This is a genomic window from Staphylococcus sp. HMSC62B09 (assembly GCF_001839115.1).
Taxonomy (GTDB): Bacteria; Bacillota; Bacilli; order Staphylococcales; family Staphylococcaceae; genus Staphylococcus; species Staphylococcus haemolyticus.
This window is the reverse complement of sequence record NZ_KV840080.1, coordinates 59,254-78,326: the sequence shown is the minus strand read 5'-3', so window position 1 is coordinate 78,326 and position 19,073 is coordinate 59,254. Positions and strand designations below refer to the sequence as shown.

Annotated in this window: 20 protein-coding genes; 11 read left to right on the top strand and 9 right to left on the bottom strand. The window is 33.0% G+C overall.

The window, feature by feature from the left end:
* Positions 1 to 305 precede the first annotated feature (305 nt).
* From HMPREF3265_RS00455 to HMPREF3265_RS00445, 3 genes are all read left to right on the top strand, one after another.
* The gene (locus tag HMPREF3265_RS00455; RefSeq protein ID WP_037549865.1) at positions 306 to 635 is read left to right on the top strand and encodes a DMT family transporter; all 330 of its coding nucleotides are present in this window, start codon (positions 306 to 308) and stop codon (positions 633 to 635) included.
* Position 636: 1 nt separating this feature from the next.
* Entirely contained in the window at positions 637 to 948 is a 312-nt protein-coding gene (locus HMPREF3265_RS00450) for a DMT family transporter (RefSeq protein ID WP_037549867.1), read from the top strand.
* 81 nt (positions 949 to 1,029) lie between these two features.
* Positions 1,030 to 1,986: a 2-hydroxyacid dehydrogenase family protein gene (locus tag HMPREF3265_RS00445; RefSeq protein ID WP_037549869.1), complete on the top strand. Its 957-nt coding sequence runs from the start codon at positions 1,030 to 1,032 to the stop codon at positions 1,984 to 1,986.
* A gap of 94 nt (positions 1,987 to 2,080) precedes the next feature.
* On the opposite strand, the gene HMPREF3265_RS00440 is transcribed toward HMPREF3265_RS00445, so the two are convergent.
* From HMPREF3265_RS00440 to HMPREF3265_RS00410, 7 genes are all read right to left on the bottom strand, one after another.
* Positions 2,081 to 3,205 carry an FAD-dependent monooxygenase gene (locus HMPREF3265_RS00440; protein ID WP_037549871.1) on the bottom strand — a complete coding sequence of 375 codons (1,125 nt, stop codon included), beginning with the start codon at positions 3,203 to 3,205 and terminating at the stop codon, positions 2,081 to 2,083.
* 75 nt (positions 3,206 to 3,280) lie between these two features.
* Positions 3,281 to 4,081 carry an N-acetylglucosaminidase gene (locus tag HMPREF3265_RS00435; protein ID WP_070860834.1) on the bottom strand — a complete coding sequence of 267 codons (801 nt, stop codon included), beginning with the start codon at positions 4,079 to 4,081 and terminating at the stop codon, positions 3,281 to 3,283.
* A gap of 25 nt (positions 4,082 to 4,106) precedes the next feature.
* Positions 4,107 to 4,325 (bottom strand): hypothetical protein, encoded by a 219-nt coding sequence (locus HMPREF3265_RS00430; protein ID WP_037549895.1) that lies wholly within the window; start codon positions 4,323 to 4,325, stop codon positions 4,107 to 4,109.
* Positions 4,326 to 4,605: 280 nt separating this feature from the next.
* Complete coding sequence (locus tag HMPREF3265_RS00425; RefSeq protein ID WP_037535920.1) at positions 4,606 to 5,079, bottom strand: helical membrane plugin domain-containing protein; 474 nt, start codon at positions 5,077 to 5,079, stop codon at positions 4,606 to 4,608.
* Positions 5,079 to 8,033 carry a formate dehydrogenase subunit alpha gene (fdhF, locus tag HMPREF3265_RS00420; protein WP_053025501.1) on the bottom strand — a complete coding sequence of 985 codons (2,955 nt, stop codon included), beginning with the start codon at positions 8,031 to 8,033 and terminating at the stop codon, positions 5,079 to 5,081. Before fdhF ends, HMPREF3265_RS00425 begins: the two co-directional genes overlap by 1 nt.
* Before the next feature lie 328 nt (positions 8,034 to 8,361).
* Positions 8,362 to 9,309: an LCP family glycopolymer transferase gene (locus HMPREF3265_RS00415; protein WP_053025502.1), complete on the bottom strand. Its 948-nt coding sequence runs from the start codon at positions 9,307 to 9,309 to the stop codon at positions 8,362 to 8,364.
* 110 nt (positions 9,310 to 9,419) lie between these two features.
* Positions 9,420 to 10,211: an inositol monophosphatase family protein gene (locus HMPREF3265_RS00410; protein ID WP_370591711.1), complete on the bottom strand. Its 792-nt coding sequence runs from the start codon at positions 10,209 to 10,211 to the stop codon at positions 9,420 to 9,422.
* A 387-nt stretch (positions 10,212 to 10,598) separates the two neighbouring features.
* Here HMPREF3265_RS00410 and HMPREF3265_RS00405 point away from each other — a divergent pair, with 387 nt between their 5' ends.
* From HMPREF3265_RS00405 to HMPREF3265_RS00380, 6 genes are all read left to right on the top strand, one after another.
* On the top strand, positions 10,599 to 11,297 hold the full coding sequence (locus HMPREF3265_RS00405) for a helix-turn-helix transcriptional regulator (protein ID WP_174165711.1): 699 nt from the start codon (positions 10,599 to 10,601) through the stop codon (positions 11,295 to 11,297).
* 69 nt (positions 11,298 to 11,366) lie between these two features.
* Positions 11,367 to 11,717 carry a hypothetical protein gene (locus tag HMPREF3265_RS00400; protein WP_037549883.1) on the top strand — a complete coding sequence of 117 codons (351 nt, stop codon included), beginning with the start codon at positions 11,367 to 11,369 and terminating at the stop codon, positions 11,715 to 11,717.
* Positions 11,718 to 11,929: 212 nt separating this feature from the next.
* Positions 11,930 to 12,982: a MupG family TIM beta-alpha barrel fold protein gene (locus tag HMPREF3265_RS00395; RefSeq protein ID WP_070860833.1), complete on the top strand. Its 1,053-nt coding sequence runs from the start codon at positions 11,930 to 11,932 to the stop codon at positions 12,980 to 12,982.
* Entirely contained in the window at positions 12,982 to 13,869 is an 888-nt protein-coding gene (gene murQ, locus HMPREF3265_RS00390; protein ID WP_070442472.1) for an N-acetylmuramic acid 6-phosphate etherase, read from the top strand. Before HMPREF3265_RS00395 ends, murQ begins: the two co-directional genes overlap by 1 nt.
* 12 nt (positions 13,870 to 13,881) lie before the next feature.
* On the top strand, positions 13,882 to 15,315 hold the full coding sequence (locus HMPREF3265_RS00385) for a PTS transporter subunit EIIC (RefSeq protein ID WP_070442475.1): 1,434 nt from the start codon (positions 13,882 to 13,884) through the stop codon (positions 15,313 to 15,315).
* On the top strand, positions 15,316 to 16,188 hold the full coding sequence (locus HMPREF3265_RS00380) for a MurR/RpiR family transcriptional regulator (RefSeq protein ID WP_037535899.1): 873 nt from the start codon (positions 15,316 to 15,318) through the stop codon (positions 16,186 to 16,188).
* A gap of 234 nt (positions 16,189 to 16,422) precedes the next feature.
* Here the strand turns inward: HMPREF3265_RS00380 and HMPREF3265_RS00375 are convergent, their stop codons facing one another.
* A complete protein-coding gene (locus tag HMPREF3265_RS00375) occupies positions 16,423 to 17,811 on the bottom strand; it encodes an amino acid permease (protein WP_037549890.1) in 1,389 nt (462 codons plus the stop codon).
* 422 nt (positions 17,812 to 18,233) lie between these two features.
* Here HMPREF3265_RS00375 and HMPREF3265_RS00370 point away from each other — a divergent pair, with 422 nt between their 5' ends.
* On the top strand, positions 18,234 to 18,584 hold the full coding sequence (locus HMPREF3265_RS00370) for a hypothetical protein (protein WP_053022200.1): 351 nt from the start codon (positions 18,234 to 18,236) through the stop codon (positions 18,582 to 18,584).
* A complete protein-coding gene (locus tag HMPREF3265_RS00365; protein ID WP_011275061.1) occupies positions 18,584 to 18,775 on the top strand; it encodes a hypothetical protein in 192 nt (63 codons plus the stop codon). Before HMPREF3265_RS00370 ends, HMPREF3265_RS00365 begins: the two co-directional genes overlap by 1 nt.
* Positions 18,776 to 18,879: 104 nt before the next feature.
* Here the strand turns inward: HMPREF3265_RS00365 and HMPREF3265_RS00360 are convergent, their stop codons facing one another.
* Positions 18,880 to 19,071: a membrane protein gene (locus tag HMPREF3265_RS00360; protein WP_037549892.1), complete on the bottom strand. Its 192-nt coding sequence runs from the start codon at positions 19,069 to 19,071 to the stop codon at positions 18,880 to 18,882.
* Between the last annotated feature and the right edge of the window lie 2 nt (positions 19,072 to 19,073).

Below are 19,073 nucleotides of genomic sequence, written 5' to 3'. Positions count from 1 at the left end.
GGGACAATATAAAATGTCTCAGCCTACTTTATCATTTTGTCAGTAGCTAACTGATTTGAAAATGTACTTGAATCAAGCTTTTTTCAAACCTAGTCATCCTTGCCTGGTAGGCGGGGCCCCAGCAAAGAGAATTTCCTAAAGAAATTCTACAAGCTAAGCAAGCTGGGGATACAACGAAATAAATTTTGAGAAAATATTATTTCTGTCCCAATCCGAAGTCCTTTTTAAGTTTTACAAATTGAATAAAAAGTAACGCTTTGAGAGAATAAGCATATTAGTCTTTATTTTATAAGGAGTGTGAAGGTATGCAATGGCTTAAAGTCATCTTAGCTGGCATTATTGAAGTTATTTGGGTAATTGGATTAAATAATGCCCATAATTTTGCAACTTGGTTATTTACATTAGTTTTTATTGCACTAAGCTTCTACTTGATGATTTCCGCCTCTAAACAACTTCCAGTCGGTACAGTTTATGCAGTATTTGTGGGAATAGGAGCTGCTGGTACAGTTATTGCAGATATGCTTTTCTTTGGAGAACCTTTTACAAAAATGAAAGTTGTATTACTGCTTCTGTTATTAGTTGGCATTATTGGACTTAAACTGTCAACGTATGACTCACCTAAGGGAGGAATGTAATATGTCATGGCTATATTTACTCATTGCAGGATTATTAGAGGTACTTGGTGTCATATGGTTAAACCAATATGCACGCTCAAAACAAAAATTTTATATTGTTTTAATGGCAATTACGTTTATTTTTAGTTTTAGTGTATTAAAATTAGCTATGACAACAATTCCAATGGGAACAGCATACGCTATATGGACTGGTATTGGCACAGCTGGAGGAGCTATTGTAGGAATGTTATTTTACAAAGAATCAACACATTTTAGCCGTATCATTTTTATTTTCTTGATACTCTTCTCTGTAATAGGCCTTAAAATGATTTAATAAAATTGTATGAATTACATTTGTATACGTTTTCTCCTTTTATTATACTTAAAGAGAGATTATTGATAAGGAGTGAGCTTAATGGTAAAAGTTTATATAGCAGGTGCAATTCCAGAAGTAGGATTAAATATACTTAAAGAACACTTTGAAGTAGAGATGTATGAAGGTGAAGGCATTATTGATAAAGAAACACTAATGGAAGGTGTCAAAGATGCTTCTGCGCTTATAAGCATTCTATCTACGAATGTTGATCAGGAAGTGATTGACAGTGCAAGTAATCTTAAAATCATTGCAAACTATGGTGCTGGCTTTAATAATGTAGATGTTAAATATGCACGTGAAAAAGATATTGATGTAACAAATACACCTAAAGCATCAACAGCCTCAACTGCTGAATTAACTTTCGGACTCGTTTTAGCAGTTGCGCGTCGCATAGTTGAAGGAGATAAATTATCTCGAACACAAGGTTTTGATGGATGGGCACCTTTATTCTTTAGAGGCCGTGAAGTGTCTGGCAAAACGATTGGCATAATCGGTTTAGGTGAAATTGGTAGTGCAGTAGCTAAGCGTGCTAAAGCTTTTGATATGGATATCTTATATACTGGTCCTCACCAAAAGAAAGAAAAAGAACGTGAAATTGGTGCAAAATATGTAGATCTAAATACCTTACTTGAAAATGCTGACTTCATCACAATCAATGCTGCTTATAATCCTGATTTACATCACATGATTGATACCGAACAATTTAAACTGATGAAATCCACAGCCTATTTAATTAATGCAGGTCGCGGTCCAATAGTTAATGAAGAAGCTTTAGTAAAAGCTTTAGAAGACAAAGAAATTGAAGGTGCTGCATTAGATGTATATGAATTTGAACCTGAAATTACAGAAGGTTTGAAATCACTAGATAATGTAGTTATCACACCTCATATTGGTAACGCAACATATGAAGCAAGAGATATGATGTCTAAAATCGTCGCAAATGATACGATTAAAAAGTTAAATGGTGAAACTCCACAGTTTATAGTTAATAAATAATTTATAATGTAAAAAAGACGGAAACTGAAAGAGACTACGAAGCATATTAATCATTAACTTATATGCTTAATTAGTCTTCAGTATCCGTCTTATTTTATTTATGCTTCGCTTTATACAGGAATTTAGTTTGTCCACTTAACAAACGTTTAGGTGTTCGTTTCATAACACTATTACGTAATGAAATAGCAAACGTTTTATCTTTTTGCGCTATTTTACCAATTTTTCTTGAGCGTTTGATAACTTTTGCAGTATGTTTAACTCTTAATTTATCATAACGTTTTAATGCTTTTTCTAAATCATATTCTTCTAAACAATTAACTAGTACAATCGCATCTTCCATAGCTTGTCCAGCACCTTGACCCATATTAGGCGTCGTTGCATGCGCTGCATCCCCTAACAATAGAATATGTTGATTTACAAATGATTTGAGTGGTTTCATATCATATAAATCATGCTTCAGAATACCTGTTTCACTTTGCTTATCTAAAATTTGTCGTACTGGTTCAGGATAATTATTAAAATATGCTTGTAGATGTGGTTTTTCAAACGATTGATATTTGGGATCCTTTTCAGACGCATTCATTGTGATAAACCAATAAGCTCGGTTGTTAATAAGTGGCACTATCCCTACTCGACCTCGTTTACCCCAATATTCACTAGCAATATCAATGTTATGTAGATCAGCATCATCCACTAAGCCACGAAAACACGTATACCCTTGATAAAGTATCTTCGCATTCGGATGAATAGCTTGTCTGACAACAGAATGAAGCCCGTCCGCACCTATACATAAATCAAAACTTTGACTTGCATGATTTGAAAAGTGAACCATCGTATGTTGTTCAACGTTTTCAACCTTAATAACATCATGGTCTGTATAAATGCATTGAGGATTAACATAAGATTGTATCAATTCAATCAAAGTTTGTCGTGCTAATGTTACATTCAACGTAGCCTCTTTTAATTTTACTGCAGACAAAGTATTTCCTTTATCATCTAGTACATTCATTGCAGATAAGTTCTGGCCAGCATTTTTAATTCCTTTAGCTAGGTCATGTTTACCTAATTTCTTGATAACATTATCACCAATTCCTATACCTGCACCAACTTCACTTATATTTGATTGTCTTTCAAATATAGAAACGTCATGTCCTTTTTCTGAAAGAAGTGCGCCAGCGGTTAAACCACCTATACCTGCACCTATTATTGCAATTTTCATTTATTTACACCTCAATATTAAATTCACCTAAATTTTATCTTAACAGTATGTTGCAGTTGCAACTTATATTGTATATCACTCTATTAGCCAATCAGTTTTGGAGGCATAGAAGTTCTTACGTACCTTATCTTTTTTTATACCAAATTGGTCATAATATGCCTGCATATACTTTGCGATTTTATCTGCCCACAAAATATCGCTTGCATACTGATGTTGGCCTGGACTTTTAGGATTCCACCTCATTTGATACAGCGTAATTTGATCATTATCAAAATAATTCGTTCTAATAAATTTGGCTCCACCAAGTATCGCTTTTCGTGGTGAAGTCCATGATGCTTCCTTAGCGTAACTCTTACCTGTTTGAATAGCATTTTCATCGAAAGCACCGACTCCAAAAAAGTTGTAATAACGATTGTTACCTTCTCTAATACCACTGGCAAGTTTAGAGTTACCATTAGCAGTCTCCACACGTGCATGGCTTATTAAATAAATAATATTGACTTGATATTTGTCTTGAGCCTCTTTAAAAGCATCAGCTTGATTTTCAAGAATACCATTCCCTTGTAACATCTTTTTGACTTCTTGTTTTGACATAGGAACTTGTTGTGAAATATCCATGTATTTTAACTTATTATCGTCTCGAGTAATGTGCATTGCCCTCTCTATTTCTCGGCTATTTGCATTTACAAATTCACCATCTCTGTCTACTGTATTCAATACACTCGAATCTGTTTGTTTCTGAATTGCTTCTTGAAAGCTATAGTTGCGATCATTGTCCAACAGTTCTGAGTGATTAATTATTAATAATACTATGAAGACAATGATAATAATAAGCAACAGTAAGAATGGTAAACGTAAATGATTTAATTGCTTCATGTAGATGACAATCCTTTATAGCTATTTAAGATAAATAAAAATAAGTACTTATAATAACAATTAAGACTATAGCAAATGATATGTTGATGACTATCTTCATGCCAGTTCGATCTCGAAAAAGCACGTTAAATATAACTAAACTAATTGCTAATGACACAGCGAACATTGAAATCGCTAACACCATTTGCATCATAATTAAAAAAATAATTCCTAAAACAATAAAGACATTAGAAATAACTGTCATAATTTTAATCGCGTTTGGATGAATTGTTCTCACCCCTTCTTTAGTAATAATATATACTACACCTTACCATAATTTATGTAGAAAGTACTTATAAATCTTATTAAATAATGAAAGAAAGGAGCGAGACAGAATTCGATTTGAATTCATTATCCCACCCCTAAGGATGACTTGAACTAAGTAAGTTTAGTATAAGTGCCTTCTCAATTCAGTCATCTACTGCATATTTACTTTGTAGCCTTTGATTATTTAATTTGTACCAATCTTTTTATACATTAATGTATTATTTATCTTCTCTAGACATCCCTTTAAGCAAATTGAGCATATAAGTTAAGCTACGATTCATATCATCGTCTTTGAGTACGCCCATTAGACTACGAATACTTGTTTTAGCATTAGGATTTGCTTGATTTGCAACGTGCAATCCTTTATTTAATTTATTTAAGAATTGGCTTAACTCTTGAACATTAAGCTCACCTAACATAAAGACCATTGGTGCTAAATTTGTAATTAGACCCGCATATAAATCTTTGTTAAGTTCTGTCATAAATTTATTGATTATGACTTGACGTCCTCTAATGCCACCGTTCATTAAATCAAGAATTTTAGCTTCATCTAATGCTTTTACTAAACGTATTGCTTTTAAAATACTATCTTTATTTTCTGCAATAGCATCTGTTACTTCATTGATACTCTCGATTTTAATTTGTTCTTCTGATTTCTCTAAACGTTTAATTTTAGTTATTCTTTCAGCCATTATTTATCCACCACATTTCCTGGGAAAACATAGTCAGGACGTTCCCATTTTTTCTGTACTTGGACACTATATTGCGGGTTACGTTTTTTATCGACACGGAAGTTTGTTGGATTTAATGGTGATTTACCTTTACGAGTCAATACTTCCATGCGACAACTAGTTCGTTTATAAGATGGTGTATCTGTATATTTATCTACATCACTATTAGTTAATTTATTGATAGCACCTAAATCACCATTTGACATTGCATCATTATTTAAAGGAATATAAATTTCTCTGCCTTTAACTCGATCAGTTACAGTTGCAATTAATGTTGCTTCACCTGTTTCTGAAATCAATCGTAATTCTGCGCCTTCATGAATATCACGATCTTTAGCTAGCTCTGGAGAAATTTCTACAAATGCATTTGGCACTTTATACTTAATCATTTCAGTTTGATAAGTCATATTACCTTCATGGAAATGCTCTAGTAAACGACCGTTATTTACATGCAGGTCATAAACTTCATCTTCTTTAAAGAAATTGTCAAATGTTAATGGGAATAACTTAGCACGACCATTTTCAAAGTTAAAGCCATCCATATATAATGTTGGCTGGTCTGTACCATCTGGTGCTACAGGCCATTGAAGACTATTGAAACCTTGTAATCGTTCATAATTTACACCTGAATATGATGGTGTTAATCGTGCAATTTCATCCATGATTTCACTTGGATGTTTGTAATCCCAATCTGCGCCCATGCGTTGTGCGATTAATTGGAAGATTTCCCAGTCTGGTTTAGAATCGCCTAGCGGTTGTAATGCTTTATTAATACGTTGAATTCGGCGTTCTGTATTCGTGAATGTACCATCTTTTTCTAATGATGGACTAGCTGGTAAGACGACATCTGCATATGTTGCTGTGAAAGTTAGGAACTCATCTTGAACAACTAGGAAGTCTACTTTTTCTAATGCGGATTGAACAAAATTAATATTAGAATCAACAATACCTGTATCTTCACCGTATAAGTATAATGACTGAATATCTCCATTATGGATACCTTCCATCATTTGGTGATTATCGCGTCCAGGTGTTGGATTTAATTCTACACCATATTCTTTTTCAAATTTTGCTCTCACTTCATCATCAGCTACTTTTTGATAACCTGGGAATTGATCTGGCATACTTCCCATATCACTTGCGCCTTGTACGTTATTGTGACCACGTAATGGATAAGCACCTGAACCTGGTTTTCTATAGTTACCTGTCACGAGCAATAAGTTAGAGATAGCTGTACTTGTATCACTACCGATATCTTGTTGTGTAACACCCATTGCCCAACAAATTGACATTGATTCAGCTTTTGCAGCTTCTTCTGCAAAGCTAATGATTTGTTCTTTAGGAATACCTGTTGTTTCTTCTGCAAAATCCATAGTGAACAATTCTAATGATTTATAGTAATCTTCATAATTATCGACCCAATCATTCAAGAAAGCTTTATCGTGTAAATCGTTGTCAATGATATATTTAGTAGCTGCACCTAACCAAACTAAATCAGTTCCTGGCTTAGGTTGATAGAATGCATCTGCACGCTCAGCCATTTCATGTTTTCTAATATCGAATACATGCATCTTTTGTCCGAATAACTTTTGTGCACGTTTCATTCTAGATGCAATAACTGGATGCGCTTCAGCTGTATTTGTACCGATTAGAACAGTCATAGCAGCTCTCTCAAGGTCTTCAATTGAACCAGAGTCACCACCGTGACCAACAGTTCTAAATAGACCTTTCGTTGCTGGTGCTTGGCAATATCTTGAACAGTTATCAACGTTGTTAGATCCAAAGACTTGTCGTGAAAGTTTTTGCATTAAATATGATTCTTCATTAGTACCTTTAGAAGATGCGATAAATGCTAAATGATCGCCACCATATTCATTTTTGATTCGCTTAAAGTTAGTTTCAATAACATCTAAAGCTTCATCCCATTCAACTTCATGGAATTCTCCATCTTTTCTAACTAGAGGTTTCGTTAAACGTTGGTCTGAGTTAATGTGACCCCAAGAGAATTTACCTTTAACACATGTAGCAATTTTGTTTGCTGGAGAATCATGTGATGGTTGAACTTTTAGCACTTCTCTGTCTTTAGTCCATACATCAAATGAACAACCTACACCACAATATGTACAAACTGTTTTCGTTTTCTTAATGCGTTCTTTACGCATTTCCGCTTCTGAATCAGAAACTGCAAATAGTAATCCATCACCTGGTTCAGCCTTTTTAGTTAAATCTATCATTGCAGCAAGTGAACCTGGTTCAGTATCTGTCATGTAACCAGCATTACCTTCCATATTCACTTCCATCATGGCATTACAAGGACATACAGTTGCACATTGTCCACACGATACACATGATGATTCATTAATAGGAACATCATTATCCCAGATAACTCTAGGATGCTCACGATTCCAATCAATTGAAATTGTTTCATTTACTTCGATATCCTGACACGCTTCTACACAACGACCACAAAGAATACATTGGTCTGGGTCATATCGATAGAATGGACCATAGTCTTTTTCATATGGTTTCGTTTTGTATTCGTATGATTGTTCTTCTAATCCCCATGCGTCCATAGCGTTATGTATTTCACAATCACCGTTATTGTAATCACATACTGTACAATACAGCATATGTTTTTCTAAAATGCGATCTAAAGCTTCCTTTTGGCTAGCTTTAACATCATTATTCTGAGTATTAACTGTCATGGGTCGATCTACAACAGTACTACACGCACGTTCAATTTTGCCATCAATTTCAACCATACATGTATCACATGTTTGAATTGGTCCCATTGATTCGTTATAACAAATTGAAGGTACGAAAGTATCACGAGATTTTATAAACTCGAGTAAACTTGTTCCAGGTTCTACAAGATAATCTGTGCCATCAAGCGTGACGATTAAATGTTCTTGCATACTTTCCACCCCATCTATATAAATTTTCCGTAAAATGACTTTGGCTACTTAACTATTCCATTTCAATACCCCACATATATTGAACATAGAATTACATTAATTGTATTACTTATTTCATTAAATGTTAAGCGTTTCATAAATTTTTGCAATTTTAAAAGAATTAAATATACATTGTGTTTCAAATGTAAAAAAAACTAAATTTAATGCAGATACAATTTAAAAAAATAAAAATAGAGATAGGACTGAAATGATTTCTCTCTCATTGTCCTACCTCTATAAAAATCCTAGTAATAACAGCTAAAGTAAAAACGTCTATTGCATTAAAAATTTAATTTTGTAAATTATTATTCAATATTTCTGTGGCACTTTGCTTTGAATCGTCATTAGGTATGAAATACCACAATCCATCGTCTTGAATACCACCCTGACCTTCTAATTGATGTCGGTTTACAGTTGTATTAGCATTTTTATAATTCTTTCTAATATCATTCATGTCACTCAATGTTAAATCGGTTTTAACATTTTTCTGGATCTGATTAATTAATGATGGAAAATGCGTGAGCGCCGAAGTACTTGTCATCTTATTAGCCATTGCTTGAAGGATAAGTTGTTGTCGTTCTTGACGACCAAAATCTCCTCCAGCACCTTCCTCTTTACGACTACGCATGAAGGCCATTGCAGTATCTCCATCCACATGAGTTAATTGACCTTTTACAAATTTAGTTCCTTTAGTGGTGAAAGTATCATTACTAGTAACATTCACACCGCCCAAAGCATCAATCATATCATGTAACCCATCCATATCAACTGTCGCATAATGATCAATAGGAACATTCATTAATTTTTCTAATGATTTAACAGCCATCGTTGGTCCACCATAAGCATATGCATGATTAATCTTCTCAGTCGTGCCTTTACCTACAATTTCAGCTTGTGTATCACGAGGTACACTTACAATTTCTGTATTTTGTTTCTTAGGGTTAATAGAAAGAAGCATAATTGTGTCACTTCTTTCACCGTCATTCTCACTTTTACGTTGAGCATTTGAGTCTACACCAAATAATGCAATAGTAAATGGATCACCATTTGACAAACTTACATTTTTCGATCTCAATTCTGAATATTGTCTGTTTAAAGGATTATGAATCTTACCACTTGTAATAAAAATACTAGCTACTACAAAAATTGACGCAACTATTGCTAAAACAACTAATATTCCTATAAACCATGTAATTATTTTAACGGGCAGGCTCATTCGTCTATGCGTTCTACGCATCCTACCACTCCTATTCTGTTTTATGAATTAATATAATTATTATATATTAAAATGATTAACTTTCTATACGACTTAAGAAGTAACTTTTCATAAAACAGCTATCAATATTATTAAATATGATACCCGCCATTTCGATTAATAATAGCTAGTATATCTTTGTAACATCCGTGATTACTAATAATGAATGGGCCACTCTTAGCAAAGTCTAACGGTTCGCCATTTAATTGAGTCATTTTCAAATTTAATTCTTTCGCAAATAAAAATTGCGCTGCAATGTCCCATGGCTTTGGGTTTGTATTAATGTGAGCACCAAATTGTCCTTTAATCACTCTTACTGAATCTAAACCACATGAACCAATATTTCTCACACTGAACGAAGCATCGTATAATGCTTTGCTTGTATCATCATTTATATATTGAGTCCCAAAAGAGATAATAGCGTCTTGCAATTTTAAGTCATTAGGTGCCACCAATTGTTGCCCATTAACAAATGCACCTTCACCCGCTATTGCTTTATATAATTTATCGTGAGGATAATCATATATATAAGAAAGTTTAGGTTCGCCATCAACAAAATATGCGATGATAATACAATAGTCTTCTTGCTGTTTTACTAAATTAGCTGTACCGTCAATTGGATCCATAATCCATAAATGCCCTTCATATGGCCGAATCATGCTATTATCTTTTTCTTCACCTAATAATTGGTGACTTGGAAAGTGTTCAGCTAAATACGCTTCAAATTTATTTTGAAGTTGTTTATCTACATTTGTAACTAAATCAAATCGATTTATTTTAGTGTCAGTAATCATATCTGTTATCAAATTGGGAATAACATCATCGAGATGTTTTAACCAATCCATGATATGCGCATCTATATTATGAAGTTTGTTTTGCATGATTTCACCTCAACTATCTATTTCACTTTATTGTATCTTACTGCTCATATTTGTCATAGGAATTTTTAAATGAAGACACAAAAAATCGGCTAGTCATCTGCTAGCCGACAAATAGAAAGGAAAGTAAGTAATAAATATTGAAGATGTTTCGATGTAACTTGAACGATTCACAACAAGCTATCTGTTATATAGCTTCTACCCCTTTGTTTGAATTCGTTCTCCCCTGTTACAAATATTATAATAGCATAAAACATTTAATTTTGTAAGCGTTTTCCCAATAAAAAATGTTTACTTTTACACGCATAATCTACTAAAGTACTGAAAATGTCTTCATACGCAGTGTTATGTTATAATTAATGTAATATGTAATGGTTATAGGTGGTGTTTATGTTGAAGAAATTAGATCGCCAGAATCAAATTATTTCATTAATACAACAAGGTCATACAATGAATGCATCTGAATTGGCGCAACACTTAAATGTTTCTGTTCGTACAATTAGTCGTGACATTGTCGATTTAGAAAATCAAGGTGTCCAAATATATGCTCATAAAGGCAAAAATGGTGGATATCAGATTCAAAAATCTGAAGATAAAATAAAATTAAATTTTACTGAACAGCAGCTATTATCTCTATATCTTACCTTAATAGAAAGCCAATCCTATTCAACATTACCATACACCAATGAGATTCAATCTATCATTAATCAGATTATCAATATTCCTAATACTCGTGTTCGTAAATCACTAAACCAAATGACTAACTTAATTAAGTTTGAAGATACAGAACAAATAACATTACCCCATCTATTTGCAGACATTTTAATTTATAGTTCTGAACGAAATGTTATGTTGATTGATTTTATTGATAATCAAGACACTATTGCCGAGAATGTCATATTCATTGGTTTACTATGTCGTAATGGCGAGTGGCTATCAATTATTTATGAAATCGGTTTAGGAAGAACAAGAGAATTACCAGTACTTGATATTTATGACATTTCTTATTCCTTTGAAAAGACCATTAAAACTTATGACATATCTATCGATAATTATACCCAATTTTTAAATCCAATCGAGACGACTGAATAATTTTCTCGATTGGTTCTCCTCATTCATACCTCTTCTACAATTTAATATCTTCAAGGAGTTGCATTGAATATGCTTCAATCCACAATAATGCGTCAACAACTCATAATTTTACTCACTCACGTTGAAAAAATAAGGTATTACTATTTAATGGACAATCGATTTTTAAATAGAGAAATAGAAGCGTATAACACATCCATTAAAAATTTTACTGACAGTTTACCGTTAACCCTTCAAAACAGTACTAATAACTCCAAGTCTAAATTCTCGATGCAATCAGATCAATTCTATTATAAATTATTAAATGATCTATCATTAAAACCACTACACGAATTCCATCAAGGGACGATATTAGTTGATTTACAACAACGTCAAGACCAATTGCATCAAACATTAGTTTATTTGTTAAATGAATATAAGTAAGTGAACCTCGTATATCACATTTGCAATTTCAATATCTAATCCTTAATTTTTTTAATAGCATAATAAACGCTTCAACTATCTCCTTCAATTCAACTAATTACCCAAGTCGCTTAAGCAATTAATTATAAAAATTATATAATATATATGTAAATTGTAATAGAAAACGTGAAACGCTATAATTGTAAGTGATTACAGTAATTAGGAGGATTCATATGCTAGGTTTCTCAGTCTATTTAGGTCAACCATTAAACAAATCATACATATTAAATATGGTTGTTCTCGGTTACGACGTTATTTTCACATCACTACAAATACCTGAGGAAAACGATCAAACTAAATTGACATATTTGGGAGAATTATGCCAATTGCTAAAAGATGAATCGGTAACCTACATTATTGATATAAATCCATCATTACTGAATCAGAATGTTTATCGTTTTTTCGATCAATTTTCTAATGGAAACTTTGTTATTAGAATTGATGATCATTTTAATTATGATTTAATTGCAGATTTGTTTCATCATAATTTACAGTGTTGTCTAAATGCCAGTACTATCACTACTGAAATTTTGGATACACTTTATAATCAAAAATCATTACCTAAAGTCTATTTTTGTCATAACTATTATCCCAGACCTGATACAGGTTTAGCTTTAAACCTTTTTGAAGAACGAAATAACCTCATTAGAAAATATGATGAGCATGCCTCAATTATGGCTTTTATTCCTGGAACTACATTGAGAGGTCCATTGTATAAAGGACTTCCTACCATTGAACAACATAGACACATGACATTACTTCAATCTTCACATTCACTATTAAAATATAACTTGGATTATATTTTTATTGGTGATACTGCAATCAACTATGCAGAAGCAGTTGCATTACAGCAGATGATTTATCACCGTCATTTCAAACTTCGTCTATCTTATTTTGACAAATCATATGAACAACTCATTTTCAAACAACATACATCTCGTTTGGATGCACCTGAGAATGTAATACGCTCCAAGTATTCTAGATTAACTAAAGTAAATATTCCTCCAACCAATAACTTCAATCATTATCGCTATAAGGGAGACGTCACGGTTGATAATTCACTTAATCAACGTTACGAAGGTGAGCTACAAGTGATTAAAACAGAATTGTCTAATCATAAGGCGATTAATCATGTAGCAACGATATGTGATGAAGATAAAGTCGTTATTGATTTAATACAACCTGGTGACACATTTGAATTTATTACTGAAAAGGAGAAACGCTAATGGAACATTTAACTACTGAAAGCAGAAACACACAAACAATGCATTTAGATGAAATGTCGATTTTAGATGCTTTAAAAACAATGAATAAAGAAGATCAACTAGTAGCTAAAGCAATTGAACCTATTTTACCCCAGTTAAACAGAGTAATCGAACAAACAATTACGCGTTTTCGAGATGGTGGACGTCTAATATATATAGGAGCTGGTACAAGTGGTCGTTTAGGTGTATTAGATGCAGCTGAATGTGTTCCAACTTTCAATACGCATCCTAATGAAGTAATTGGCTTAATTGCTGGAGGGCAGCAAGCTATGACTGAAGCGATTGAAGGTGCTGAAGATAACTACGAAATGGGAATAACTGATTTGAAAACAATCCATTTAAATGAAAAAGATGTCGTTATTGGTATTTCGGCAAGTGGTCGCACACCTTATGTTAAAGGAGCATTAACATATGCGAATGAAATAAGTGCACTGACTGTTGCCCTCTCTTGCAATACGAATAGTGACATTAGTACTGTCGCTTCCCATGCACTTGAAGTCAATGTTGGTCCAGAAGTATTAGCAGGGTCTACACGCTTAAAGTCAGGTACCGCTCAAAAGCTTGTGCTTAATATGATATCAACAATGACTATGATTGGTGTTGGTAAAGTTTATGATAACTTGATGGTCGATTTAAAAGCGACAAATTACAAACTTGAACAACGTTCCATACATATTATCGAAGAGATTTGTGGCTTAACTTTTAAAGAAGCTCAAGAACTCTATATAAAAGCCGACAATGATATTAAAATTGCAATCGTTATGAATTTATGTAACACAACTAAAAGCGATGCTCAATCAAGACTCGTAAATAATAATGGCATTGTAAAAAAAGCAATTCAATCTTAAGGAGGCAATGATATGAATAAGGAACAACAATTGGCCCATCACATCTTAGATGCGGTTGGTGGCATTGATAATGTGGACAACATTATCCATTGTATGACACGTGTGCGCCTCAAAATTAACGATGAGACACAAGTTGATTATCCTAAACTTAAAAACATAGAAGGCGTGCTCGGAGTCGTACAAGATGAGCGACTTCAAATTGTAGTCGGACCTGGAACGGTAAATAAAGTATCCGCAGAAATGGTAAAGCTAAGTGGTGTTCAATTAGGTGAAGATATCCCCCATCGTAGCAACACGTCAAATATTAAAAATCAAGCAAAACAATATAAACGTGAATTCCAACAAAAACGTAAACAAAGTAAAATGAATACAATTTTAAAGTCAATTGCTAATATTTTCATACCTCTCATACCCGCATTTATAGGAGCAGGACTTATTGGTGGTATTGCAGCTGTATTGAATAACTTTATAACTGCTGGTACCATTTCAGCTGATTGGGTAAAACAACTTGTGGCCGTATTAAATGTCATCAAAGATGGCATGTTAGCCTATTTAGCTATTTTCACTGGTTTTAATGCAGCAAAAGTATTCGGTGCAACACCAGGTTTAGGTGGTGTTATTGGGGGTACGACTTTATTAACAGGTATTACTGAAGATAATCCAATTAAAAATGTATTTACTGGTGAACCCTTAATAGCTGGACAAGGTGGCATTATAGGAGTGATCTTAGCGGTATGGTTATTAAGTATAATTGAGAAAAAAATACATAAAATAGTTCCCAATGCTATAGATATTATAGTGACACCAACAATTTCATTACTTATCATAGGATTACTAACCATATTCTTCTTTATGCCTATAGCTGGATTTATTTCTGATGGATTAGTAGGCGTAGTGAATTGGGTTATTGGTGTAGGTGGCATATTTAGCGGATTTATTATAGGTGCATTTTTCTTACCACTGGTTATGTTAGGATTGCATCATATTTTTACCCCAATACACATTGAATTAATAAATCAGTCAGGTGCAACATATTTGTTACCTATTGCTGCTATGGCTGGTGCTGGCCAAGTTGGGGCTGCATTAGCACTTTGGGTAAGATGTAAAAACAATACTACTTTAAGAAATGCAATTAAAGGTGCGTTACCAGTCGGATTCTTAGGAATTGGAGAACCGCTTATTTACGGTGTTACCTTACCGTTAGGTCGTCCATTCATCACAGCATGTATTGGTGGTGGCATCGGTGGTGCAGTTATAGGTGGCATTGGTCATATAGGTGCCACTGCTATCGGACCTAGTGGCATTTCATTATTACCGTTAATTGCCCATCAAAAATATTTAGGTTACATCATAGGATTATTATCTGCGTACCTAGCTGGCTTTATTTTCACATACTTCTTCGGTACGACTAAAGAAATGAGAAACTTAAACAAACTAGGTGATTAGATGACAAACATTTTATATTTAATCGACGAAAATTATGCTTCATTTTCTAAAAATGAAAAGAAATTATCACGATTTATATTAAACTCACCACATAAAGTTATTAGCATGTCGAATCAAGAGATTGCTAAAGAACTTGAAATGAGTGTTTCAACGTTAAATCGATATAGCCAAAAATTGATCAATCAAAGTTTTCATGAAGTTAGATCACAACTTGCGATGTTATTTCCAAAACAACAAACACCTTATAAGATAGAATTGCTTAACAATGAATCGGTAGATACTTTAAAAAAGAAACTTTATCATCGTGCAGAAGAAGCACTTCAAAAAAGTTCTACGTTTGCAGATAACACAACGATTGATAACATATGCCAACATTTTAAACGTGCAAATAACATCTTTATCTTTGGTTATGGTGCGTCATATGTCTGTGCGACAGATTTATATCAAAAATTATCTCGAATTGGGCTCAATGTCCAACTCGTTCAAGAAACTCATTTATTCACAACCATGTTGTCTACGCATGATAAAGAAGATTGCGTTGTATTTATAACTAATAATGGCGATCAAAGTGAACTTCGTGCAATGGTGAAAGTTGTGTCGGATTATAATATCCCAATTATTACAATTTCAAGTTCAGAGCATAATCACGTAGCTCAGCATTCTGACATTGTTCTGACATATGGACATTCAGACGAAAATGAATTACGTATGGGTGCGACAACTTCTTTATTTGCTCAAATGTTTACCATTGATGTTCTTTTCTATCGTTATATCGCACTGAACTATGAATCGTCATTAGACTTCATCACACAATCTAAAATGGCTCTTGATAATTATCGAAAATACCTATCTAATGTAGAATTTAAACATTAAGATTCCTATTAAAAATCAAGACATATAGAAGGTAATGAATATGAACAAGGTTTATTATTCTTCTTTTAACCTAAGTTATTCACAGTTAATCTGTTATTAAGTAATAACTATCACAAAAAGAGGTTGAGACAACGTTATTGTCTCAACCTCTTTTAAACATGAATCAAAGTACTTTGTGCCTTAGTTTAGTTTGAATAATGTGTTGATGATTTATAATATGATTTATTTAGTATTCTATTTAACTTTTCGGAATCCATCATTTTTATGATGTCCGCGAACGAAGTAGTATACAGTTACCGCAGCTAAGAAGATAATACCAATCACTACAGAAATAACTGTTTCTTTGTTAAATAACATTCCTACTAATACGACTAATAAGAATAAAATCGTAATTGCACTTGCAAATGTACCGCCAGGCATCTTAAATGGATGTCCTTCAACTTTTTCAGGATGTAATTTTCTGAATCGAATATGACTAATTAAAATCATAAACCAAGGAATCATACCCGGTAAAATAGATGCACTATAAACATATACGAAAATACTATCTGCACCCTTAATGAATAAAGGAAGAATAACGTTTAATAATGCACCAACTAAGATACCTAAAGCAATGGCTAATACTGGGTAGAATGGTACACCATTTTTCATTACTCTTGTAAAGATTTTAGGCATTTGACCTTTTTGTGCTAATGTAAAAATCATACGACTTGCACTAAAGATACCTGAGTTACATCCAGATAATGCTGCTGTTAATACAACGAAGTTAATTAATCCTGCTGCAAATGTGATACCAATTTTTGCAAATGTAGCTACGAATGGGCTTCCTATTTCACCTAATTGGTTCCAAGGATAGATAGAAACAATTACGAAAATCGCTCCAATGTAGAAAATCAAAATACGCCAGATAACACCATTTACCGCACTTTTGATATTTTTCTGTGGATCTTTAGTTTCACCAGCAGTAATACCAATTAATTCTACACCTTGGTAAGAACCAATAACAATTGATAATGCAAAGAAGAAACCTACAAATCCATTTGGCATAAATCCACCATGAGACCATAAATTAGAGATACCAATCGCATGGCCACCATTACCAATACCGAAGAATATTAAACCAAAACCTGCAATGATCATTAATACAATCGTTACAACCTTAATCATTGCAAACCAGAATTCAAATTCACCGAATGCTTTTACTGAAGTCAAGTTAGCTGCTAGTAATAATAGTACTGCAACCACACCAGGAATCCATTGAGGTAAGTTCGGGAACCAATAGTTCATATATTCACCGACTGCAATAACTTCACTCATACCTACTACAATCCATTGGAATATATTACTCCATGCTGTCATATAACCTGCAGCAGGGTGAATGTAATCACTTGCAAATGTTGCGAAAGATCCAGTAGTTGGATTTAAATAAATCATTTCTCCCATTGCTCTCATGATTAAGAATAAAAAGATACCTGCAATTAAGTACGCAAAAATAACTGATGGACCAGTCCATTTAATTGTACTAGTTGCTCCCATAAATAAACCAACACCGATAGTACCGCCAAGTGCGATCATTCTAATCTGACGTGCACTTAGCCCCCTATGTAATTCATTGTTATCCATTAAAATAACCCCATCTCTATTAAATCTAAGGTTCGAATACTTTTGTCTTTCAGAAAACCCTCTTTTGCTTTCCTTCTTTTCCCTTAAAAGTTTCTTTACCTTAATGAAGTCATTATACTATAATTTGACAAAATTAAAACATAAATCTTACAATTTTTTGAAATCGCTTCCATTACTGTTATAATTACTCTTTTCAAATTTTAAAAAACATTGATTTTACAACGTTTTCATTAATAAAAACGAGTTACTTTTTACAATGTTTTTTATTGAAACATTTCACTTTTGCAAATAGAAATCATTTTATACTATTGCATATAATCAGTTCGATAGAAATGTATTGCTTAATATTTCGTAAAAAATCGATTTAGAGTGTGATATACTTTTGATAGATTTTTACTGTTAGGTAAAAGGAGAATTAATGAATGCAGTCATTATTAAAAAAGAGCGTTAAAATTTCTATAATATTTGGCATTGTCTTCTTCCTATTAAATTATTTCAGTGCCAAGCATGATACAGTTAATCCACTAATAATAAGAACGATTATCGCAACTCTAACATTTTTCTTATTATATTTAGCTATATTTACAATTTTCAATTCAGATGAACGCAAACTTAAATTTGGCATTACGTTACCCATCTCTTTAATTGTTTGCTTAATTATAGGTGGAATCTTTTTTACACTTGAAATTGGAATTATTGCAGGGCTTATCATTGGCCTAGCAGCCGGTTTTATTTGGGAATGGATTGACAAACGAAATGGAGGTACAAATTAATGTCTGTCACAATAGGAATTATATTAATAATTGTCTTACTTATTCTTAGTTTAGTGCCAAATTACAAAGCGATGCAACAAGCTAAATCGCAAGGACAGAAATCAACCCGTTTTACAATTATGGTAGGTATTGATTTAATCCTCATCGTATTATTAGTTGTTACAATCATACTAAAATTATTTATTAACTAAACTCATATGATTTTCAGGCATTAAAAAAAGAGATGGAAATGGGTAGGAACTTTAAATGATGTTTCTACCCATTTCTATCTCTTTTTTTAACTATATTGCGTAATCTATATTCTTCCTTGTAATAATAAGTAGTAACCGATTGTAGCTAAAAGTAAATAAATCATTGTTCCAACTAAGAAAGAACGCATTTGAACTTTAAATGGTATATTTTTACTAAATATTGGACCTAATACTAAATTTCCTATGCCGATTATAATAGGACCTGCTAAAAAGAATAGGATAACTTGCCACGACATAT